The organism is Bacillus sp. GMa5/1 (assembly GCF_050172015.1).
In the GTDB taxonomy this organism is placed as follows: domain Bacteria; phylum Bacillota; class Bacilli; order Bacillales; family Bacillaceae_G; genus Bacillus_A; species Bacillus_A cereus.
This window is the reverse complement of record NZ_JBNLYC010000003.1, coordinates 1-19,387: the sequence shown is the minus strand read 5'-3', so window position 1 is coordinate 19,387 and position 19,387 is coordinate 1. Positions and strand designations below refer to the sequence as shown.

Below are 19,387 nucleotides of genomic sequence, written 5' to 3'. Positions count from 1 at the left end.
TTTATAACAAACGGTGATCGCTTAACTCACTAGCTTTCTTGCTTTGTGGACTTATCTTTTATCGGAATTTTTAATTCTTGACCTGCACTCACTTCATCTTCTTGCAAGTTATTATACTTTTTAATTACTTCAATTCCATTTCCATCTGAAAAATATTGCTTCGCTATACTTTCTAAAGTTTCTCCCTCTTTCACAGTATGCGTTATTACTTTTTCAGAATGTTTCTGCGACTCAGATTTAGCTGAATCAAAGAAGATTACTTCAAACGCACTTTTTCCGGCATTATTACTATCACCCTTCACCTGAATATATTTATCCGTGTACCACAAAATACTAATCGGCAGCAGAATGAATAGAAATGTTAAAACCCGGACGAAAATGTGATTTATTTTAAACTTTTGTTTTTTTTCTTTATTTCTATGAATTTCACTACGCGGCGGTAAACTTTCTTTTTCTTCCACTCGCTCAACTTCTAATTCCTCTTCAAAATCAGGAATTCGTTTCCTCATGTTGTTCACCACCACCTTCCATTTATTTTCTTAATTGGAGTCCCATTATAAAATCAACAAGAAAGTGTGCAAAGATTGTTATAAACAAATTTCCTGTCCATTCAAATACATAACCAAAGACAAAACTAATGAAACAGACGAAACAAAACAAAAATGGCTTTGTTATATAACGAATATGTAACACTGCAAATACGAAGCTCGCAATTACAATTCCAAAATGAGTCTGTACTACACCTCTAAATAAAAATTCTTCTGCAAAACCAATTAAGAACGTAATAACGAGTAAGTGTAGAACGGACATTCCTCGAAACATCTTATCGTTAATACCACCATCATCAAACCAAGACTCCGGAAACACTCGCATTGCAACATAATCTAATAACACAATACCAATCGCTAACAAACCACCTATAATAAGTATAGATACTGGTTCCCATTTCCATAAATTAAAGACTTCTTTTACATCTTGAAATAATATATATGCCAGTAAACAGCCAATACCGATAATAATTAACTGTGTTATATATAGATTCAGCCTTATTTCCTGCGGACTCATATCTTCAACATTATGCCTTTGAATGTTCATCATTCCTCCATCTTTTCTAGGCCGAAAAGCTTTTGTAACTCTGTTTCCCAATTATAGTCGAAATCCGATTGTTGCGCTCGTCTTTTTTTATAATCTTCTTTTATAATACCGCAATAATCGCAGCAATTAATTAACTCTTGCTCTTTCCTATAACCGAACTGTTGCAGCACATATTCACGTCTACACCCTTTAACTTGTATCCATGATTTCATATTTTCTAGCTCACTATATTTATTACGCAACCTTATTTCTACTTCAGCTATTAATCGGTTCATAATTTCATCTGACAAACCTTCTAATAATAATCTTCGTTGTTGTATAATTCCAACCTGTTCGAGATGATAACGAACGAAACGCCAATATTGCTCATTAAATCTTGCTGCATTATAACAAATTTCTTCTACATCTTCTATTGGTAATTCTTTCGTTTGAAACATTCTTTCTTGTAGTAAAGAAAATAAAAATTGTATTTGTGACTTACTTGGCAATTCATCCTCAATGATTGAAATTGGTAAATCATGATCCAGCGGACTACATAATAAAATAGCTATACTCGGTTCGCCATCTCTTCCAGCTCTTCCGATTTCTTGTAAGTAAGAAGCTATATTAGTTGGATAATGAAAATGAATAATATATCGCGTATTCGCCTTATTTACCCCCATACCAAATGCACTTGTGCATATTACAAGTTGCAATTGATCGTTCATAAACTGCTGTTGAATTAACATACGCTCTTCATGTTCCATACCACCATGATAAAAAGCTACACCAGTAACACCTTTCCCTCTCAAGTATTCCGTTAACCTTTCTGTCCACGCTCTACTTGAGCAATATACAATCCCCGGCCCTTGTAAATACATCACCTGCTCTAAAAGCGCCTCTTTCTTTTCTTCTATCGTCTCTACAAATTGCACATCCATTGCAATATTAGGACGATCAATAGAGTATACATGTTCCGCGGCACCCTTTAAATTTAAACTATTTGCGATATCCTGCAGTACCCCTTTTGTCGCTGTGGCTGTCAATGCTAATACTGTAGGAGAACCAATATTTTCAATAACTACATTTAGTTTTTTATAGTCCGGTCTAAAATCATAACCCCATTGAGAAATACAATGAGCCTCATCAACAACAAATAATGAAATATGAATTTTCTTCAATTCCCTAATTAATAACTCCGACTGTAACATCTCTGGTGAAACAAAAATAAATTTATATGAAGATAATTTTTTCATCGCTTCTCTTTTTTCATTTAATGTCCGAAAACTATTAAATGCTATTACTCGGTTTTTCACAACATACTTTAATTGTGTCACTTGATCTTCCATTAAAGATAATAACGGTGATACAACAAGCACTGTTCCTTCTCGCATAAGCCCCGGAAACTGATAGCACATAGATTTCCCTCTTCCAGTCGGAAGCATTGCTATCACATCTTTTCCTTCTAATAAATCTGTAATAACTCCTTTTTGACCTGGACGAAATTCAGAATATCCAAACCACTTATATAAATATTCTTCAAGTTTCATTTACACCCTCCATCCGCGCTAATACAAGACGAACTTCAAAATAAGAGATATCTTCTCCAACCGCTTGTTTCAAAACACGTAACTTCCGCGTTTGCAATGCTTCAATTACTTTTATTACTTTGTCTATCTTTTCTTTTTCCATAAACATTTCAATAGAAAAATCTTTTTCTCGCAAAGCAATTTCAACAAAATGATCTTCTATCGTTGCAACCTTTAAATTCCGAATCGTCGCTATTTCTTCTAAAGAACGTCCTTGTCTCCAAAAATTATATGTTTTTTTCGTGGATAAACTAAATAATTCAGCTCTCTCATTTGGATAAGATATAATTTCAGCTAATAGTGGAAATTCATTTTCTTTATCACGAACTTCTTGTATAAAGAAATGCATTGTACCCCAAAATAAAAAATACACCCTGAATATATCTTGTTTCGTAATTTCTGCTAATTGTTGCAATGTACAACCAATACGTTCATAACCCGTTAGTCGATATGTTACAATCGTCGCTTCTATCGTATTGCTCTTTTCTAAAAGATTATGTACTTCCGTCCATAGTTTTCTCGCCAACTCACTTCTCTTATATGGTATTCCTGTTAGAAAACGTTTCACCCACATCATTATTTCTGTATCTTGCTGAATTGGAATAAACTTCGTATTATTCTGTTGTAAATTTGATATAGTTTGAATAATTAATGATAATCTTTTCCAAAATGTTTCACCTAATTCACCATAATGTAAACCATGCAAATGCGCCGGAAAAGCATAAACTTCCCCCCATTTATGTAACTGCATTTTACCCGTAGGTGTTAACACATATGTATTTTCATGTATTTCTTGAATAAAATTCGCTTGCAACAACTTTGCAACTTCACCATCATAGTCATTTCTATTCAATGATTTATATATTCCGAACAAAAAAGAAATTCGGAACATATTTCCATCTTGTAAAGTTTGCGAAGAACGTTTGCCCTTTAGTAAATAATAAATAGAAGAAACGGTTCTTTCACCATTCAATTGTTTTAAACAATGCAACAAAGTATATTGTATTTGCATGACCGCTTCCACCTTCCAATCTTAACTTCATTCTTTTCAGTACAATTACACTATCTACTTTCGCTCATTAAACTTATCATATAAGAACTATATACTTGTATATATTCTATTGTATCAAACGAAATCATATTTACGTATTTTGAAAATCTTATGACATAATTCAAAAATAAGTTGACACTCTAATTGATAAGCATTATCATTATAATTTTATGTTGAAAAGTTTTACAAACCGTTTTACAATAAGGTTATAATTTTTATGGCGAGCTTTTCACATACATATTATCAGGAGGGAAAAAAGATGGCAAAATATACAATCGTTGATAAAGATACTTGTATTGCATGTGGTGCTTGTGGCGCTGCTGCACCAGACATTTATGACTATGATGATGAAGGTATTGCATTTGTAACATTAGATGATAACCAAGGTATCGTTGAAATTCCAGATGTATTAATTGAAGATATGATGGATGCATTCGAAGGCTGTCCAACTGACTCAATTAAAGTTGCTGACGAATCATTTGACGGAGACGCTTTAAAATTCGAATAGTCTTTTATTAACTTCAAAAAATGCCCCTCATATTGATGAGGGGCATTTTTTGTATCTAAATTTTATTTTCCTTAATAAAAAACCATTAGTAGTTTCACACTACTAATGGTTTATATATATATTATGCATTTTTCATTTTTGCAAACACCCATACTTTCAGGCGTGAGAATAATGCTACAAATACAATTGTTACAACAATCCCTTTAATTAAATTAAATGGTAAGATTGCCGTTACAACCGTTGTTCTTATAGCTTCGCTAGACATAGCCGGTGAATTTAAAAACCAAGTGTAAGCCGGGAATATGATGATGTAGTTTAATACACTCATAATAAGTGCCATTGTAATTGTCCCTAGCATTAATCCTGTAGTTAAACTCTTCACAGTACGATACTTTCTAAATAAGAAAGCTGCTGGTCCAATAAATAAACATCCTGCAATAAAGTTTGCAATTTCTCCAACTGGTACTCCCGTTAAACTTCCTTGAATCCCGTAATGTAAAATGTTCTTTATCGCCTCTACAATCACTCCTGCTACTGGTCCAAAGATAATTGCTGCAATTAGAGCTGGTACATCACTAAAATCAATTTTCAAAAATGGCGGAAGCCCTGGGAACGGGAAATCTAACATCATTAGTAAATATGCAATACTACTTAGCATCGCTACACTCACCATCTGCACTACACTGTTTTTTTGTTTCATCTTTCTCTCTCCTTTTCCATCGATCATCTCATGGAAAGTGGAAAGGTTCTGCTATGCCTATTTTTTCATAGAACGAAAAAACCCTTTGTGTTTTACACAAAGGGAGAATTTAAGGCACATCAAACAGACGTTCAAATCCATATCTTTTTTGAACGCTTGAACCTCCATCTTCTCCCATCCAGACTATACTGTCGGCTTTGGAATCACACCAAATCCTGCCTTAACGGCTCGCGGGCTTAGAACAAAATCATAAATAGTTCATCACCGCCGGTCGGGATTTTCACCCTGCCCCGAAGATAGACCGATATTCTATTTTCCCCTTCATTATACAACAACCTCATAACATTGTGAACTAAAAAATTGTAACTTATTTAAAATTAGTTATTTATTTTTCGTAACAACAAATAAATTGCGAGATATTTTACAATACAATCCATATTTTTTATTATTCGGCATTTCTCTTTTGAATTACCTAGTCATATATAATTAAAAGTGATAAGATATTGAATTGTTAAGATAAGAACATTTTCTGAGTTATGGAGGAAATGTCATGAAAAAAGACAAGAGACATTCTATTCGAGAAGCAATGAAAAAAAACTTAAGAAAAGAATACTTTTACTTAAAAAAAGAATTACTTTTCTACTGCCCAATTGATTTAGGCACATTCTCAAACGAGACATACTATGCTACTTTCGATGAAGATGGCATTAGTATTTATCAGTATGATAAAAAAACAGAAAGTAAATTAAAATTGTGTGAGCGTCATCCGTGGAAGAGTTGGAATAAAGTGAAGATTGATCACTATTTGACAACTTCTCAATTTATTTTTCAGGGTGAGCGAAATTGGATCTTATCTCTTTTTCAAAAAGGAAAAGAAGCTCAAAAAATTATTGAAGAGCATACATCTTTACAAACAGAAGTTGTTTCCCGCTCTTTCTTAAAAAAACTTCCTGGTTTTCGTTCTAATACACCACTGAATAAATACATCGGTAGTATTTGTTACACTGCACTTATTGCATTTTTATTAAAATGGATGATTCCATTTCAAGCACCACAAATCGCCCTGTATTCTATTTCGATTGGTTGTATGCTTCTTGGCCTACTTTGTTTGACAATCGGTTTAATTGAACCGACTATCGTACTGTTTCGAACAAAAGAGAAAACAAGAACAAAAGTTTTTTACTTATATAGCTATTTAGCTATTTCTGGATTTATATGTGTCTTTATTTTTTGGTAAAAGAAGCCGTCCCAAAATAAATTTTGGGACGGTTTTCTTTTAGATATAGATGCTCTAATTCACTCAATAGTTCTAGCAAAAGCGCCCATATAATTTCATTTACATTGAACCTTATTTAAGAAGAACATAAATTTGTTCAAAGTTTAATTTTTGAAATGTTTCCTTCACTTAACATATAATTGTTGATTAGGATAAATTAGCTCTTGCTGCAATCCATTTTTTTCTTTAATTTCCTTAAGTGTCATACTAAATTTCCGTGCAATACTAACTAAAGTATCCCCTTTTTGTACGACATATAATGATGAAGAAACAACTTCATTTCTTTGTTCATTTAAAACAAGCAATGGGTTCATCGCATTCTTTTTCGCCATCGTCCATCTTCCTTGATGAAGTTCTAGATGTAAGTGTGCACCTCGCGATTCTCCCGTGTTCCCTACTTCTCCAATTTTTTCTCCTTTGGAAATATAATCTCCTTGCCCCACATATCTCTTATTTAAATGTGCATATACAGCCTCATATTCTCCGTGTTTAATAAATACAACATTTCCATAACTACTTGAATAATAAGACTTCGTTACCCTACCATCTTGAATAGCTGCCACAGGCGTTCCAATCGGCGCAGCTACATCAATACCATAGTGTTTTCCATGCCTTGTCCCAAAATAATCACTTATCTGACCTTCAACAGGCCATGTCCATCGATTTTCTTCTGCATAAACATGTAATTGAGATACAAACAGCATACTCAATAACATGACGCCGCATTTTAAAACTTTCATATACATCCTCCGTTTTCTAATTACCACCATACCTTCTCTATTTTGGTATATTACAGAAAAAAGTATACAAAAAAAGAAAGTGAATTACTCCACTTCCTTCTCTTTCTTATCACGAAAAACTAATGCACTACGGTTATACTCCACATCTTTCACTTGTAATCGGGCATTTATTACTCGAGCTATCGCAAACAAATAATCAGATAATCTATTTACATACTTTAAGACAACTTCATTTATTTTCACTTCTTTTTGCAATGATACTATAGAGCGTTCTGCTCTCCTTACAACAGTACGTGCAATATGAATAGTAGCCGCCGCCTCGCTACCACCTGGCAAAATAAAGCGTTCTAATGGCGGGGCTTCTTCTATATATAAATCAATCTTTCTTTCTAAACTTTCAACCATCTCAATTGTCACTTTATAAGGAATTTTTTGTTCCACTATTGCCAAGTCTCCTCCGCAATCAAATAGTTCATGTTGAATATTTTCGAGCTCATCGTAAATATCTCTAAAAGCCCCGCCTTGAACCTTAGTCATTGCATATCCAATATGAGAATTTGCCTCGTCTATTGTTCCATACGCTTCCACACGGATATCATCTTTATCAACCCTGCCACCTATTACACTTGTCGTTCCTTTATCTCCTGTTTTTGTATATAATTTCATTTCTTCACAGCACCCTCTCTTGTTATTCTTGATTCGACCAAGATAGAAAAAAGTTCTACCATTCTTTATTTAATTGAGTTTACAAAAAAATAAAAAACAGCAGAACTTTATTCATTATCAACTTTAAAAAAGCATATCTAAATTATACGATTCGGTAAATATACAGAGAATGTAGTTCCTTCTCCAACAACACTTGATACAGAAATTTTACCGTCATGGCCTTGAACAATATTTTTCGCAATTGCAAGCCCGAGTCCTGTTCCACCCTTTTTCCCACGTGTTCTTGCTTTATCAGCTTTATAGAAACGATCAAATAAAAATGGAATATCCTCTTCTGGAATGCCTACACCCGAATCTTGTACTTCAAAAATGAGGCCATTATTTTTCGTATCAATTACAAGCGTTACATGTCCACCCGCATTCGTATGACGAATTGCGTTATCAATCAAGTTCGTCAACACTTGTTCCATCCGATCTGCATCAAACGCATATTCTTCAATCTGATTCCGGAAATCAACTGTTAGTTCAACTTCTTTATCCTTTGCAATCCCTTGGAATTTACGACCAATTTTTTCCACAAACGGATGTATGTCCACTTCACCAATATGTAACTCTACGTGACCGCTTTCCATACGAGCTAAATCTAACAATTCATTTACAAGTTTACCTAAACGAACGGATTCATCATAAATGATTTGAACAAACTCATCTATTTCCTCTTTCGTTTGCACAATATCATCTAAAATCGCTTCACTATACCCTTGCAGCATGACCATCGGTGTACGAAGTTCATGTGATACATTCGCAATAAAGTCTTGACGCATTTTCTCAAGACGACGTTCTTCCGTCATATCTCGCAGTACCGCTACAGCCCCACGAATTTTCGTTTGATTGTAAAGTGGTGTCATAAGAACTACATAGTTCCCTTTTTGTAAATTAATTTCAACAACTTGTTGTTGCTCGCTTTCTACAACGAGATGGAATAGTTCCACAAGTTCAGAAGGTAATTTTTTACTTAACTCTATCTCTTTTTCTTCTTGCCAAACTTGTAAGAAATGTTCAGCCGGTGGATTAATAACTACGACTTCACCTTCTTGATTTAACGTAATAACTCCATCTGCCATACTACTCAAAATACTAGCTAACTGTTCTTTTTCTTGCTGCAAAGCATTCATATTAAACTTCAACTGTTTACCCATTTGATTTAAGGCCGTTGCCAGCTCACCAATTTCGTCCTGAGATACCATAGGAGCCTTTGCATCAAATTTCCCACGTGACACTTCAAAAGCAACCTCACGCATTTTACGAAGCGGTGCTGTAATCCGAGTAGATAAGAAGAACGCAAAGAAAGTTGTTAATATAATCGCAATCCCAGCGGCTAAGAAAATGAAATCAGTCGTTCTCTCCATATCTTTTATTGGCACTTGTAAAGATTCATATACGAACACTGCGCTTTGATTTTTTGATTGCACTGGTTTCCCAACGATCACAATATCATTTTCAGTGCTTTTATTCTTTCTACTATCAGAAGCTTTTCTAATGTTGTTCTTAATTTCTTTTTTGTCCGTAAAAACAGCGGCTAATTCTTTATCTTCTTTTAAATTATCCATTGTAAGGGTGACTAACCCTTCTTGTTTCGGTGAAGAAGAGATTTCCTTGCCATCTTCTACAATAATAATCCTTGAAAGTGGATCAGAGAATTTGTACGCGATGTTCTCAATCGTTTTTACATCGGCACCTTCTTCAATTAATTCCGTAACACTTGTTGCGACTTTTTGAAGTCTATTTTCACTCAGATCAACATAATACGTTCTAAAAAATTGTGAAAGTAAAATCGCAACAAATCCAAGAACAAACGAAACGAGAAGTAATATGGTCATCCATAACTTCCCTACTACACTTCTCCAAAGCATCAGTCGTTCACAACCTCAAATTTGTAACCTACACCCCAAACAGTAACAATCATTTTCGCTGCATCTGGTGATTTTTTGCTTAACTTCTCACGTAAACGCTTTACATGTGTATCAACTGTACGTAAATCTCCGAAGAATTCATATTGCCATACTTCTTTTAACAGCTGCTCACGATCGAATACTTTATCAGGAGCTTTCGCTAAAAATAATAGTAACTCATATTCTTTCGGCGTTAAGTTTACTTCATTGCCATCTGCAGTAACACGGTGTGCATCGTTATCAATTGTTAAGTGAGGGAATACAGTAACATCTTTTGTCGTTGTATCTTGTGTAAAGAATGTTGTTGGTACAGCACGACGTAATACCGCTTTCACACGTAGCACGACCTCACGTGGACTAAACGGCTTTACAATATAATCATCTGTTCCAACTTCAAATCCTTGTACTCTATTTACTTCTTCACCTTTTGCTGTCAGCATAATAATTGGTGTCGCTTTCTTCTCACGAACCCCTTTACATACTTCAATGCCATCTTTACCAGGCATCATAAGATCTAATAAGATTAAATCGTAATCATTTTGCAACGCCATTTCTAAAGCTGTATCACCATTATCTGCTTCTTCAATCGTATATTGTTCTCTTTCTAAGTACATTTTCAATAAACGACGAATACGATCCTCATCATCTACAATTAAAATTCTTGATTCATTTTCCATCTCTACCCGCTGCGTACTCTCACCTCAGCGGTTCACACCTACCCTTCTTTAACTATTATGTTGCGCTATTCTCGTTTATTTAAGCAATCTTCTAAATGTTTCACTTCCCATATTATGCTTCACAAGAATAATAAATTTTGTTCAATTTTTTTCCAAAACTATGTATTTTTTTTGAACTGTATATAATGTCCTCGACATCATTTTACAAAATCAACCGCTACTTTGTCATGTTTTTCTCAAAAAAGAAGAAAAGTTGACAAAAATAAAATAGGAAAGTGACATGCACTCTCCTATTTTATTTCTCTATGCATATGAATGTAAACCGGCAATAATTAAGTTTACTACAATAAAGTTAAACATAATGATTGCAAAACCAATTACTGCAAGCCAAGCTGATTTCTCCCCATGCCACCCTTTAGATAATCGTAAATGTAGTACTGCAGCATAAAAGAGCCACGTTATAAGTGCCCAAACCTCTTTCGGATCCCATCCCCAAAAGCGCGTCCACGCTATTTGAGCCCAAATCATCGCAAAAATTAATGCACCTAATGTGAAAACTGGGAATCCAATTGCAATAGATCGATATCCGATTTCATCTAGTAAATCACTATTCGTATTCTTTACTAACGGCTGAAGTGCCGCCGATACTCGCTTCCGTAAAACGAGTCTTAATACAATATACAGTAATGTTCCAATTAACACTGACCAAATAACAGTATTTAATTTTTTCGCATTTACAATTGCTGGAACTTCAACTGCCGGTTCTAATTTATTTTCTGTCAGTAACTTCCCTTCGTGCGGTCCAACTAAAGCCGGAAGATTGTACTTCATTTCCAGTTGCTGTTCATTTTTATCAATCCATTGAAACTTCGCTTCATATTTCATACTAGAAAATACCGTTGTTACTCCAATAAATCCAACTGTACAAACAAGTGTAAATACTACCGTCTCTAGCCAAAATGTACGTTTACTTCTCGTCGATTGATCTACATTTTTCAATAAATACATAATACCTGTAATAAAACTAATCGCTAAAATGGCTTGTCCTGCTGCTGCCGTCGTCACGTGAATATGTAACCAATTACTTTTTAAAGATGGAATAAGCGGAGATATTTCCCTCGGAAACATACTTGCATAGGCAATTAATAAAAGCGCAACTGGTAATGCAAATAGTCCGATTATGCTTACACGGTACATAAAATACATGACAATAAATGCTCCTACAAGCATCATGCCGAAAAATGTACCGAATTCAAAAAAGTTACTAACTGGCGCATGCCCTGATGCAATCCACCTTGTAACAAAATATACTGTTTGTGCTATAAACCCTAAAATTGTAATCGTTATTCCTACATTTGCCCATTTATGACCCTTTTCTTTAATGGCTCCCCCAAAAAATAGAGTCGCAATTAAATATAAAATAAATGCGGTAAAGAGAAAGTTACTACTTATTTGCACCATATCGTTTCCCCACCTTAACTAATTTTTTTATCAATTACTTTATCATTTGGCTGTGGAATTGCTGTACCTTCTATTACTCTTTCAATATCTTTCTTTAAACCGAACCAATTTTTATTTGTATGCCCTGCAATCCACCATTCATCATTAACACGTTGTATCCAAATACGGCGATGATTCCAATACATACCTTGAATGACACCAACCATAAATATAAATCCTCCAATGCCGAGAATCCAAAGCGTTAAATCTTTTCTTACAGTAAGTGCTGTTGCATTTTGCATTTCAACACCTGCAAACGACATTTTATATTTGTTGTTTCCATCTGGTTCTATATTTTGCTGAATACCAACAAAACTCACTTCACCATCTGGTGTTTCAGGTGTAAACATTTTAAATACAAATGCAGGATTGTTTGGTAATTTCGTTTTCGTATTTGGTTTTCCATTCTCATCAAAATAAAAATCAGGAAAATAGCTTAATAGTTCTAGAGAATAACCAGTTCCTAAATCATATTTTTCCTTAGGATTCGTTAAATCTACTTTAATCGGTCCCCACTTTTGATTATTTTCTTTATTTTGCAAGTTAAAGGACATACTTTTAAATTCACTTTCTTTATAATCCACTTGATACACTGCAAATTGATCAAATTTCAGTGGTTCATTCACTCGAATTTCCGCTTCTTTTACTTTTTCTAATTTCGGTTTTTGTCCTGCTATATTTTCTCCTACTGCTTTATATAATACGGCATTCGTTTGGAAGTTTTTCGCAATCATTTTATCGCCTACACGATCAATCGCTTCATCAAAAACTTCCTTGTCCTTACTTTTATCATAAACTTCTTTTATAAATTTCTCGTTTTTTAAGTAGTATTGTCCATCCGTCCCTGGTATCTCTTTCGTTTCACCGTCACGTAACCAAAGTGCTTCGTCTACGTACATACTCGGTAAAAAACGAAGCATCGCACCGAATAAAAAGATAATAAGACCGATATGATTTACATATGGACCCCAACGCGAGAAGCGTCCCTTTTCTGCTAAAACGTTTCCGTCTTCCACTTTCACGTTATAGTTTCTTTTCTTTAAATTCTTTTGCACTCTTTCCAGGTCACCTTCTTGCGGTGTACCAGTCCCATATAATCTCTGTCTCTTTAAAAAGCTAGGATGTCTTTTTACGCCTTGCTTTTTTAAAGCTTTATAAAGTGGAATAACACGGTCTAAACTACATATCACAAGTGAAATACCGATAGAAGCAATCAAAATCATATACCACCATGAACCGTATAAATTATTAAACCCTAATTGATAGTATAATTGTCCTAAAAATCCGTATTCTTGTTTATAATATTCAGCTGGTGCAATCCCTGGAGTTATGTACATTTCTTGCGGAAAAATAGTTCCTATCGCTGATGCAGCTAAAGTTATTACGATTAGCCATACACCCACTTTTACAGAAGAGAAAAAGCTCCAAATTTTATCGATTATCGTTTTTGTCTGCGTGAGAGATCTCCGTGCACTCCCCTCATAGCGCATATCCAATAGTTTTGTATTTTCATTGCTTTCAAATGGTTTCCCGCAAGCTTCACAAAAAACGGTTCCTATCGGATTAACATGTCCACATTCACATTTAATTTCTTTCAACACTCTCACCGCCCCTGTATCTATATGTACTATTGTATATTCTAACCTCGAGTTACCGCAATACTCAGAATTTTTAAACCGGAGGCACTATAGACACGCACCCCTTATGTAAAGGCTTTCTTTATTACGGAGTAATTTTCTTTAAATACCCTTCTAACTGTTCTTTCGTTTGTTCACCTATAATTTGCTCCACTACTTTTCCATCTTTATCAATCAAAAAGCTTGTCGGTAATGGACCTACTCCATATGTTCCTATAATCTTTTGTCCTTTATCAATGGCAACTGGGAATTTCAAACCATACTGGTTCACAAAGTTCTTTACTGCAATATCCGTTTCATCTGCATCTAACGCTATGATTTCAACACCTTTTTCTTTATACTTTGGATATAATTCATTCATATAAGGCATTTCTTTTTCACAAGGTTTACACCACGTGCCCCAAAAGTTTAAAAATACACCTTTTCCCTTTAAATCTTTTAGTTCAATTTTCTTCCCTTCTAAATCCGTCACAACAAAGTTAGGTGCTTCTTTTCCGATTTGCATTTTCTCTTTATTAGCAAAGAATCCTTGATAAAGGGTAAATCCTACAGCACCACATAAAATGAGTAGAATAATAACGCGAAATAATAAGCGATTTTTCTTCATATTACTTCTCCTCTCCTCGATAAATGTTATGTATTATCTTCTGTAAATGTTGTATTGAATAAATCACCAGCAGAGCACTCCACTGGTGAATTTTTAACTCTATAGCTTATCTTGGCTTTGTAGAAGCAAGCGCGCGTAATTGTTTCACCTCATGTGGTGTCAATTCTCTCGCATCACCAGGTCGCAGGCTTCCTACTTCTAAGAAAGCATAACGTTCACGTTTTAATTTCACTACTTTACAGTCTAACGCTTCAAACATACGACGTACTTGACGATTACGTCCTTCATGAATTGTTAATTGTACAATAGCCATCTCTTTACGCTTGTCCCAAGAAATAATTTTCACACGTGCTGGTGCTGTTTTACCGTCTTCTAACGTAACACCGCGTTCTAACATGCGAATTTTCTCACCTGTTAATGGCCCTTTTATTTTTGCAACATATGTTTTTTCAACTTTATATCTAGGATGCATTAATACGTTTGCGAAGTCCCCATCGTTTGTCATTAATAATACGCCAGACGTATCATAATCTAAGCGTCCGATTGGGAATAAACGTTGTGTAATTTCCGGGAAAAAGTCCGTTACAACACTTCTTCCTTTATCGTCTGATACACTTGAAATTACGCCAGTTGGTTTATATAGTAAAAAATAAACAGGTTCTTCTTTTTCAAGAGGGATGTTATTTACTTCTACTTTATCTTGAGGAGTTACTTTTGTCCCTAACTCCTTCACTATTTTTCCATTAACTTTCACTTTTCCTTGCTGAATTAATTCCTCAGCCTTTCTTCTCGATGCAATACCTGCTTGCGCAATCACTTTTTGTAATCGTTCCATTTCTTTTTTTCACCTCGAATTTATCTTACCTTACATTAGAAAGACTTGGCAACCGCATACGCTTTACGGCTATTCGCTTCATCTTACTTAAACAACATAGCGATGATAATAAACATATAAAGGTCAAATCATGTTTTTACCCTTTATTATTGTCCATATTTTTCATATTTCTCACAATAAAAGTTCATCATTTTGTCAAAAATAACACATAAAAAAACCACTATTAAGCTACACCTTAATAGTGGTCGTATACGTATTATAAGCGAAATAGCGTAAAAAATGAATAGTATTACTGAAACAATAAAGAAACGAACACAATTGAGCATATAATCCCGATTAAATCTGCAAAAAGTCCTACTTTTAGTGCATCCCCCATTTTTCTGATCCCAACCGCTCCAAAATATACAGTTAAAATATAGAAAGTCGTATCTGTACTCCCTTGCATCGTAGAAGCCAATCGCCCAATAAACGAATCTGGCCCATATGTGGCAATTAAATCGGTCGTAATACTTAAACCAGCAGAGCCTGAAATAGGGCGTATAAGTGCTAGTGGAACAATTTCTGCTGGAACATGGATCAAATCTAACATTGGCTTCATTACCGATATCATTGCGTCTAACGCACCTGAAGACCGGAATATAGAAATAGACACAAGCATTCCAACCATAAACGGTAAGATGGAAATTGCAATTTGAATCCCTTCTTTTCCTCCCTCAACGAACGATTCATACGTCGGTACTTTCTTTATTGTGCCATATAAAAGGATAAAACCAATTACACAAGGAATTACCCATAAGGAAATTGTATTTACAATACTCATTTTTTCCGCCCCTTTCTACTCCTTCTTCGGTAAAAATAGCGGTCAATCCAAATTGCTCCAATCATAGAAAGTACTTGTGCAATAAATGTTACCCCAACAATTTCAGTAGGATTCGCTGATTCATACGTCATTCGAATGGAAATGACTGTCGTAGGAATTAATGTAATGGCTGATGTATTTAATGCTAGAAACGTCACCATAGAACGGCTCGCCGAATCCTTTCCTCCATTTAACTCTTTCAGTTGTTCCATCGCTTTAATACCAAGAGGGGTTGCTGCATTACCTAGACCAAAAAAGTTTGCCATCATATTTGATAGAATAAATCCCATAGACGGATGATCCTTTGGTATTTCTGGAAACAACCTTTTTACTATCGGCATAAAAAGTGTAACTAATTTTTTTAACAATCCGGCTTCCTCTGCAATTTTCATTAAACCGAGCCAAAATACTAAAACACTAATAAGTCCTATACAAATCGTTACCGCATCTTTTGCTCCGTCAAATACAGCTTTATTCACTTCTTCCATCGTTCCATTTATCATGGCGTATACAATCCCAATGACAGCCATCGCTACCCATACGAGATTAACCATCGTTCCCAACACCTATCATGTAAGAAAAAATTTCTTTCACATTATTCCAGTAAAGTCCCGTTGTAGCTACTAACTTCCGTTTACTATAAAATAAATTCCGTTCTCCAACTTTCTCATTACCAACATAAATGTCTGTCTTCCCAACCTTTACTCCATCCGTAAGTTTTATACTTTTATGGAGTTCAACTTTTAATACTACGTTCTTTTTTTCTTCTTCAGTTAACGGTACCGAAAAACTATTTTTCGTATAAACATGGTTGGCATACTTCTTTTCATTTATTTCAGCAATTGCTCCTTGTCCTAAAACTTTCGTTTGTTTGAAACGTTCAAAACCTTTATCAAACAAATTCATATGATCATCCCAATCACTAGAGGCACTCAAAGTTACGACAATTAAATCTAGTCCATCTTTTGATGCCGTTGTCACAAGCGTTCGCCCAGCTTTCTTCGTAAAGCCTGTTTTTCCTCCTGTTGCAAATTCATAATAAGACGTTACCAGCTTATGTTTATTTTTCCACGGGTAATCCCAAGAATCTGATTTATATGTTTTGGTTCCAAAGATTTTCTTAAATGTCTCGTTTCCCATTGCATATTTCGTTAATAATGCCATATCGTAAGCCGACGAATAATGTGATCCATCTCCATCTAAGCCATGAGGGTTTGAAAAGTGCGTATCTTTCATTCCAATTTCTTTCGCTTTTTGATTCATTAAATATACGAATCCATCTATACTCCCACCCACACTTTCAGCAATTACTTGCGCTGCGTCATTACCAGATCTAAGCATGAGTCCGTATACTAAATCTTCTAACTTCACTTTTTGTCCAGGCTTTAAATAGATTGCCGATCCTTCCACCCTCACCGCTTCATTACTAACTGATACCATTTCTTTCATCTTCCCTGATTCAGCAGCTAATAAGGCGGTCATAATTTTTGTTATACTAGCAATTTTTTGAGGCTCATGTTCTGCTTTTCCGTATAATACACGACCAGACTGTTGCTCCATTAATACAGCATTTCGAGCACTGACATTGCTGTTCATCTTTGCATATGTAGGAATCGGCATAACGCTTGCATACATCATAAGAAGCGTAATGATTACACAAATTCGTCTCATATTTCCCCCCACGTCCTTTTGGCACTTTTTGTACAAGTGTATGCTTGGCCTTTTAAAATATGAACGAAATCTTCCTTCTACTTCCATTAAAAAAGACGCAGAGAATTTGCGTCTAATATGGTGTCCATTCAATTTGTTTCGCAGTTTCAAACCTTTTTTCTACATCAGGCCAATTTACAACATTCCACCAGTTTTTAATATATTCATCTTTTCGATTTTGGTATTGTAAATAATACGCATGTTCCCAGACATCTAGTACAAGGAGCGGTATCGTATCCCATTGTGTAAATAATTGATGAAGTGTACTTTGCAAAATTTCTAACCTTCCAGACCGGGGTACCCAAACGAGAATTGCCCAGCCTGAACCTTCTACTTTAGAGGCCGCTTCTGTAAAATGTTTTTGGAAACGTAAAAAGCTCCCAAAATCTTGTTCAATTTGTTGTGAAAAAGCTCCTCTTGGACTTCCACCACCGTCTTTTTTCATGTTATTCCAAAATATCGTGTGTAAGTAATGACCTGACCCATGAAAAGCCGCTTCCCTTTCCCAATGCTTAATTAAATCAAATTTATTTGTTTTTCTCGCTTCTTCCATCATCTTCTCTGCTTTATTTAACCCTTCCACGTAACTCCGATGATGTTTATCATGATGTAACATCATAATTTCTTTAGAAATATACGGTTCTAATGCATTATACGGATAAGGTAATGGCGGGAGTGTATGTCCTCCAATCGGGACAGCTCGTTCACTATCCCCTCTTTCATATAATTCATATTCCTCTTCTTCTTGCATAAATACTTCCTGCAAGTGATGCTGAATATGTTCTACATCATCGCTTATTTCATACATAAACTCTGCATCTGTTTCATACTCATGCTCTTTCATACGCTCTAATAACGTCTGAATTTTATAGGCAAGCATATGGACATCATACACTTCCATTGCGCGGCTATCTAATACGTGAAGAACACTTTCACACCAATTTTCTACTTCATGAAAGTAATCTGTAAATACACCTTGCTGATTCATGTTGCACCTCCCTAATGCTATCCACTTAACTATATTCAATGAAAATCCCTTATATAACTGTACAAAAGGAAAAGAAGCTAAGTAACCTTAGCTTCTTTTCCTCAATCAATATTTGTGCAACATCTTTGTCTGATAATCCGTCTCATAATATTCTAGTTCTTCACGCATCAATTGAAATTTACCTTCTAAACTCTTCATCACTTGCTCCAAAGATGCAGGTGGTGTTTGTTGAAAAACGATAGAATTTTTCCCTGTATATGCAGACCGACTATTTTCATACCAATGATCACTCTTCGGTGAAAAAAACTCTGCAATTACTTGATGGTAAATCTTATATAAAATTTTTTCAGCTGCTGTTTTTCGAAATGGCTGGCTATTCAACAAAACAAAACATGCATCCTGTCCTTCTTCGCAAAAAACGAGAAGTCGTCTCATTGATGCTAATACCCCTTTATAATATTGCTCATTCCCTGCTGGTGTTTCCTCTAATAAAGAAGGTAACGTATGATAATTTACATAATTGGTTATCAAATTAATAGCATCTTCTAAAAATATAGAAACTTGTTCTGTTTGATTTTCAACCATCAAATTAGACATTTTTCTCTCTCCTTTGCCATTTCACGCTATTTCTACTCTTTTATTTTTATGTAATTCAGCCAATATTTCTTGTACTTTCGACACCGTTCCCTCATCAAAATATTGTTGAAATTCTTCCATATTATTTAAATACAAACGTTTTTGCGCACGAAGCTCCTTATCTTTCACTAAACAACATATCGCTACAATATCACGCAAATATATGTTTTGTTCTTCTACTTTATACACTGGATTTCCTTCAAAAGGAGTAATTTCTTGTAAAACTTCTTCAAAATATCGAACGTATAAAACCGAAAAAGTTTTCTCTTTACCATTTAATATATATGTCACTTCAGATCTGTTAAAAAAATCTTCTGATGTATTAGGTTTCGCTTTTTCTAACTCATATCCTACGTAACCTTTTATAATCATATACTCCCCT

Annotated in this window: 21 protein-coding genes and 1 riboswitch; of the genes, 2 read left to right on the top strand and 19 right to left on the bottom strand. The window is 34.8% G+C overall.

Features of this window, described 5'->3' with window-relative positions; translation table 11 throughout:
* Window positions 1-29: 29 nt before the first annotated feature.
* The 4 genes from ACQGSG_RS01210 to ACQGSG_RS01195 are packed head-to-tail and all read right to left on the bottom strand — an operon-like array spanning window position 30 to window position 3,675.
* On the bottom strand, window positions 30-509 hold the full coding sequence (locus ACQGSG_RS01210) for a LysM peptidoglycan-binding domain-containing protein (protein WP_001231553.1): 480 nt from the start codon (window positions 507-509) through the stop codon (window positions 30-32).
* Window positions 510-531: 22 nt separating this feature from the next.
* Window positions 532-1,095, bottom strand: a complete 564-nt coding sequence (locus ACQGSG_RS01205) for a CPBP family intramembrane glutamic endopeptidase (RefSeq protein ID WP_001025780.1) — start codon at window positions 1,093-1,095, stop codon at window positions 532-534.
* A complete protein-coding gene (gene recQ / locus ACQGSG_RS01200) occupies window positions 1,095-2,624 on the bottom strand; it encodes an ATP-dependent DNA helicase RecQ (protein WP_000762979.1) in 1,530 nt (509 codons plus the stop codon). The genes ACQGSG_RS01205 and recQ overlap by 1 nt, the downstream gene beginning before the upstream one ends.
* On the bottom strand, window positions 2,614-3,675 hold the full coding sequence (locus ACQGSG_RS01195) for a helix-turn-helix domain-containing protein (RefSeq protein WP_001167013.1): 1,062 nt from the start codon (window positions 3,673-3,675) through the stop codon (window positions 2,614-2,616). The genes recQ and ACQGSG_RS01195 overlap by 11 nt, the downstream gene beginning before the upstream one ends.
* Window positions 3,676-3,973: 298 nt before the next feature.
* Here ACQGSG_RS01195 and ACQGSG_RS01190 point away from each other — a divergent pair, with 298 nt between their 5' ends.
* The gene (locus ACQGSG_RS01190; protein WP_001151993.1) at window positions 3,974-4,222 is read left to right on the top strand and encodes a ferredoxin; all 249 of its coding nucleotides are present in this window, start codon (window positions 3,974-3,976) and stop codon (window positions 4,220-4,222) included.
* Between the two features lie 121 nt (window positions 4,223-4,343).
* Here ACQGSG_RS01190 and ACQGSG_RS01185 read toward each other — a convergent pair whose 3' ends face one another.
* Complete coding sequence (locus ACQGSG_RS01185; protein WP_000810856.1) at window positions 4,344-4,922, bottom strand: ECF transporter S component; 579 nt, start codon at window positions 4,920-4,922, stop codon at window positions 4,344-4,346.
* A gap of 162 nt (window positions 4,923-5,084) precedes the next feature.
* A riboswitch (FMN riboswitch) is annotated at window positions 5,085-5,224 on the bottom strand.
* Between the two features lie 248 nt (window positions 5,225-5,472).
* On the opposite strand from ACQGSG_RS01185, the gene ACQGSG_RS01180 reads away from it, so the two are divergent.
* Window positions 5,473-6,159: a hypothetical protein gene (locus ACQGSG_RS01180; protein WP_000710837.1), complete on the top strand. Its 687-nt coding sequence runs from the start codon at window positions 5,473-5,475 to the stop codon at window positions 6,157-6,159.
* A gap of 164 nt (window positions 6,160-6,323) precedes the next feature.
* On the opposite strand, the gene ACQGSG_RS01175 is transcribed toward ACQGSG_RS01180, so the two are convergent.
* The 14 genes from ACQGSG_RS01175 to ACQGSG_RS01110 form a co-directional block, all read right to left on the bottom strand.
* Window positions 6,324-6,938: a peptidoglycan DD-metalloendopeptidase family protein gene (locus ACQGSG_RS01175; RefSeq protein WP_000866125.1), complete on the bottom strand. Its 615-nt coding sequence runs from the start codon at window positions 6,936-6,938 to the stop codon at window positions 6,324-6,326.
* An 84-nt stretch (window positions 6,939-7,022) separates the two neighbouring features.
* Window positions 7,023-7,604 carry a cob(I)yrinic acid a,c-diamide adenosyltransferase gene (locus ACQGSG_RS01170; RefSeq protein ID WP_325842230.1) on the bottom strand — a complete coding sequence of 194 codons (582 nt, stop codon included), beginning with the start codon at window positions 7,602-7,604 and terminating at the stop codon, window positions 7,023-7,025.
* Window positions 7,605-7,741: 137 nt separating this feature from the next.
* Window positions 7,742-9,517, bottom strand: a complete 1,776-nt coding sequence (resE, locus tag ACQGSG_RS01165; protein ID WP_325842229.1) for a sensor histidine kinase ResE — start codon at window positions 9,515-9,517, stop codon at window positions 7,742-7,744.
* Window positions 9,517-10,233 (bottom strand): DNA-binding response regulator ResD, encoded by a 717-nt coding sequence (resD, locus tag ACQGSG_RS01160; RefSeq protein WP_000426861.1) that lies wholly within the window; start codon window positions 10,231-10,233, stop codon window positions 9,517-9,519. The genes resE and resD overlap by 1 nt, the downstream gene beginning before the upstream one ends.
* 303 nt (window positions 10,234-10,536) lie before the next feature.
* A complete protein-coding gene (gene resC, locus ACQGSG_RS01155) occupies window positions 10,537-11,694 on the bottom strand; it encodes a cytochrome c biogenesis protein ResC (RefSeq protein WP_325842228.1) in 1,158 nt (385 codons plus the stop codon).
* A gap of 14 nt (window positions 11,695-11,708) precedes the next feature.
* On the bottom strand, window positions 11,709-13,334 hold the full coding sequence (resB, locus tag ACQGSG_RS01150) for a cytochrome c biogenesis protein ResB (RefSeq protein ID WP_000910547.1): 1,626 nt from the start codon (window positions 13,332-13,334) through the stop codon (window positions 11,709-11,711).
* 121 nt (window positions 13,335-13,455) lie between these two features.
* A complete protein-coding gene (gene resA / locus ACQGSG_RS01145; protein ID WP_000742194.1) occupies window positions 13,456-13,977 on the bottom strand; it encodes a thiol-disulfide oxidoreductase ResA in 522 nt (173 codons plus the stop codon).
* Window positions 13,978-14,083: 106 nt separating this feature from the next.
* A complete protein-coding gene (gene rluB, locus ACQGSG_RS01140; protein WP_000440556.1) occupies window positions 14,084-14,812 on the bottom strand; it encodes a 23S rRNA pseudouridine(2605) synthase RluB in 729 nt (242 codons plus the stop codon).
* 289 nt (window positions 14,813-15,101) lie between these two features.
* The gene (spmB, locus tag ACQGSG_RS01135) at window positions 15,102-15,632 is read right to left on the bottom strand and encodes a spore maturation protein SpmB (protein ID WP_000029514.1); all 531 of its coding nucleotides are present in this window, start codon (window positions 15,630-15,632) and stop codon (window positions 15,102-15,104) included.
* A complete protein-coding gene (gene spmA, locus ACQGSG_RS01130; RefSeq protein ID WP_000247811.1) occupies window positions 15,629-16,225 on the bottom strand; it encodes a spore maturation protein SpmA in 597 nt (198 codons plus the stop codon). The genes spmB and spmA overlap by 4 nt, the downstream gene beginning before the upstream one ends.
* Entirely contained in the window at window positions 16,218-17,342 is a 1,125-nt protein-coding gene (locus ACQGSG_RS01125) for a D-alanyl-D-alanine carboxypeptidase family protein (protein ID WP_001252636.1), read from the bottom strand. Before ACQGSG_RS01125 ends, spmA begins: the two co-directional genes overlap by 8 nt.
* A 112-nt stretch (window positions 17,343-17,454) precedes the next feature.
* A complete protein-coding gene (locus tag ACQGSG_RS01120; protein ID WP_001075739.1) occupies window positions 17,455-18,369 on the bottom strand; it encodes a superoxide dismutase in 915 nt (304 codons plus the stop codon).
* Between the two features lie 105 nt (window positions 18,370-18,474).
* Window positions 18,475-18,966, bottom strand: a complete 492-nt coding sequence (locus ACQGSG_RS01115) for a YpuI family protein (RefSeq protein WP_000067556.1) — start codon at window positions 18,964-18,966, stop codon at window positions 18,475-18,477.
* Window positions 18,967-18,987: 21 nt separating this feature from the next.
* A complete protein-coding gene (locus ACQGSG_RS01110) occupies window positions 18,988-19,377 on the bottom strand; it encodes a hypothetical protein (protein ID WP_000584363.1) in 390 nt (129 codons plus the stop codon).
* Window positions 19,378-19,387: the final 10 nt, after the last annotated feature.

Excerpts from the sequence above, each read along its gene's own strand:
- ACQGSG_RS01210 (WP_001231553.1), bottom strand. The coding sequence starts at position 509 with ATGAGGAAACGAATTCCTGATTTTGAAGAGGAATTAGAAGTTGAGCGA.
- ACQGSG_RS01175 (WP_000866125.1), bottom strand. The coding sequence starts at position 6,938 with ATGAAAGTTTTAAAATGCGGCGTCATGTTATTGAGTATGCTGTTTGTA.
- ACQGSG_RS01180 (WP_000710837.1), top strand. The coding sequence starts at position 5,473 with ATGAAAAAAGACAAGAGACATTCTATTCGAGAAGCAATGAAAAAAAAC.
- ACQGSG_RS01110 (WP_000584363.1), bottom strand. The coding sequence starts at position 19,377 with ATGATTATAAAAGGTTACGTAGGATATGAGTTAGAAAAAGCGAAACCT.
- spmB (WP_000029514.1), bottom strand. The coding sequence starts at position 15,632 with ATGAGTATTGTAAATACAATTTCCTTATGGGTAATTCCTTGTGTAATT.
- ACQGSG_RS01190 (WP_001151993.1), top strand. The coding sequence starts at position 3,974 with ATGGCAAAATATACAATCGTTGATAAAGATACTTGTATTGCATGTGGT.
- spmA (WP_000247811.1), bottom strand. The coding sequence starts at position 16,225 with ATGGTTAATCTCGTATGGGTAGCGATGGCTGTCATTGGGATTGTATAC.
- ACQGSG_RS01125 (WP_001252636.1), bottom strand. The coding sequence starts at position 17,342 with ATGAGACGAATTTGTGTAATCATTACGCTTCTTATGATGTATGCAAGC.
- ACQGSG_RS01195 (WP_001167013.1), bottom strand. The coding sequence starts at position 3,675 with ATGCAAATACAATATACTTTGTTGCATTGTTTAAAACAATTGAATGGT.
- resC (WP_325842228.1), bottom strand. The coding sequence starts at position 11,694 with ATGGTGCAAATAAGTAGTAACTTTCTCTTTACCGCATTTATTTTATAT.
- resE (WP_325842229.1), bottom strand. The coding sequence starts at position 9,517 with ATGCTTTGGAGAAGTGTAGTAGGGAAGTTATGGATGACCATATTACTT.
- ACQGSG_RS01205 (WP_001025780.1), bottom strand. The coding sequence starts at position 1,095 with ATGAACATTCAAAGGCATAATGTTGAAGATATGAGTCCGCAGGAAATA.
- ACQGSG_RS01115 (WP_000067556.1), bottom strand. The coding sequence starts at position 18,966 with ATGTCTAATTTGATGGTTGAAAATCAAACAGAACAAGTTTCTATATTT.
- resA (WP_000742194.1), bottom strand. The coding sequence starts at position 13,977 with ATGAAGAAAAATCGCTTATTATTTCGCGTTATTATTCTACTCATTTTA.
- resD (WP_000426861.1), bottom strand. The coding sequence starts at position 10,233 with ATGGAAAATGAATCAAGAATTTTAATTGTAGATGATGAGGATCGTATT.
- ACQGSG_RS01170 (WP_325842230.1), bottom strand. The coding sequence starts at position 7,604 with ATGAAATTATATACAAAAACAGGAGATAAAGGAACGACAAGTGTAATA.
- rluB (WP_000440556.1), bottom strand. The coding sequence starts at position 14,812 with ATGGAACGATTACAAAAAGTGATTGCGCAAGCAGGTATTGCATCGAGA.
- ACQGSG_RS01185 (WP_000810856.1), bottom strand. The coding sequence starts at position 4,922 with ATGAAACAAAAAAACAGTGTAGTGCAGATGGTGAGTGTAGCGATGCTA.
- recQ (WP_000762979.1), bottom strand. The coding sequence starts at position 2,624 with ATGAAACTTGAAGAATATTTATATAAGTGGTTTGGATATTCTGAATTT.
- ACQGSG_RS01120 (WP_001075739.1), bottom strand. The coding sequence starts at position 18,369 with ATGAATCAGCAAGGTGTATTTACAGATTACTTTCATGAAGTAGAAAAT.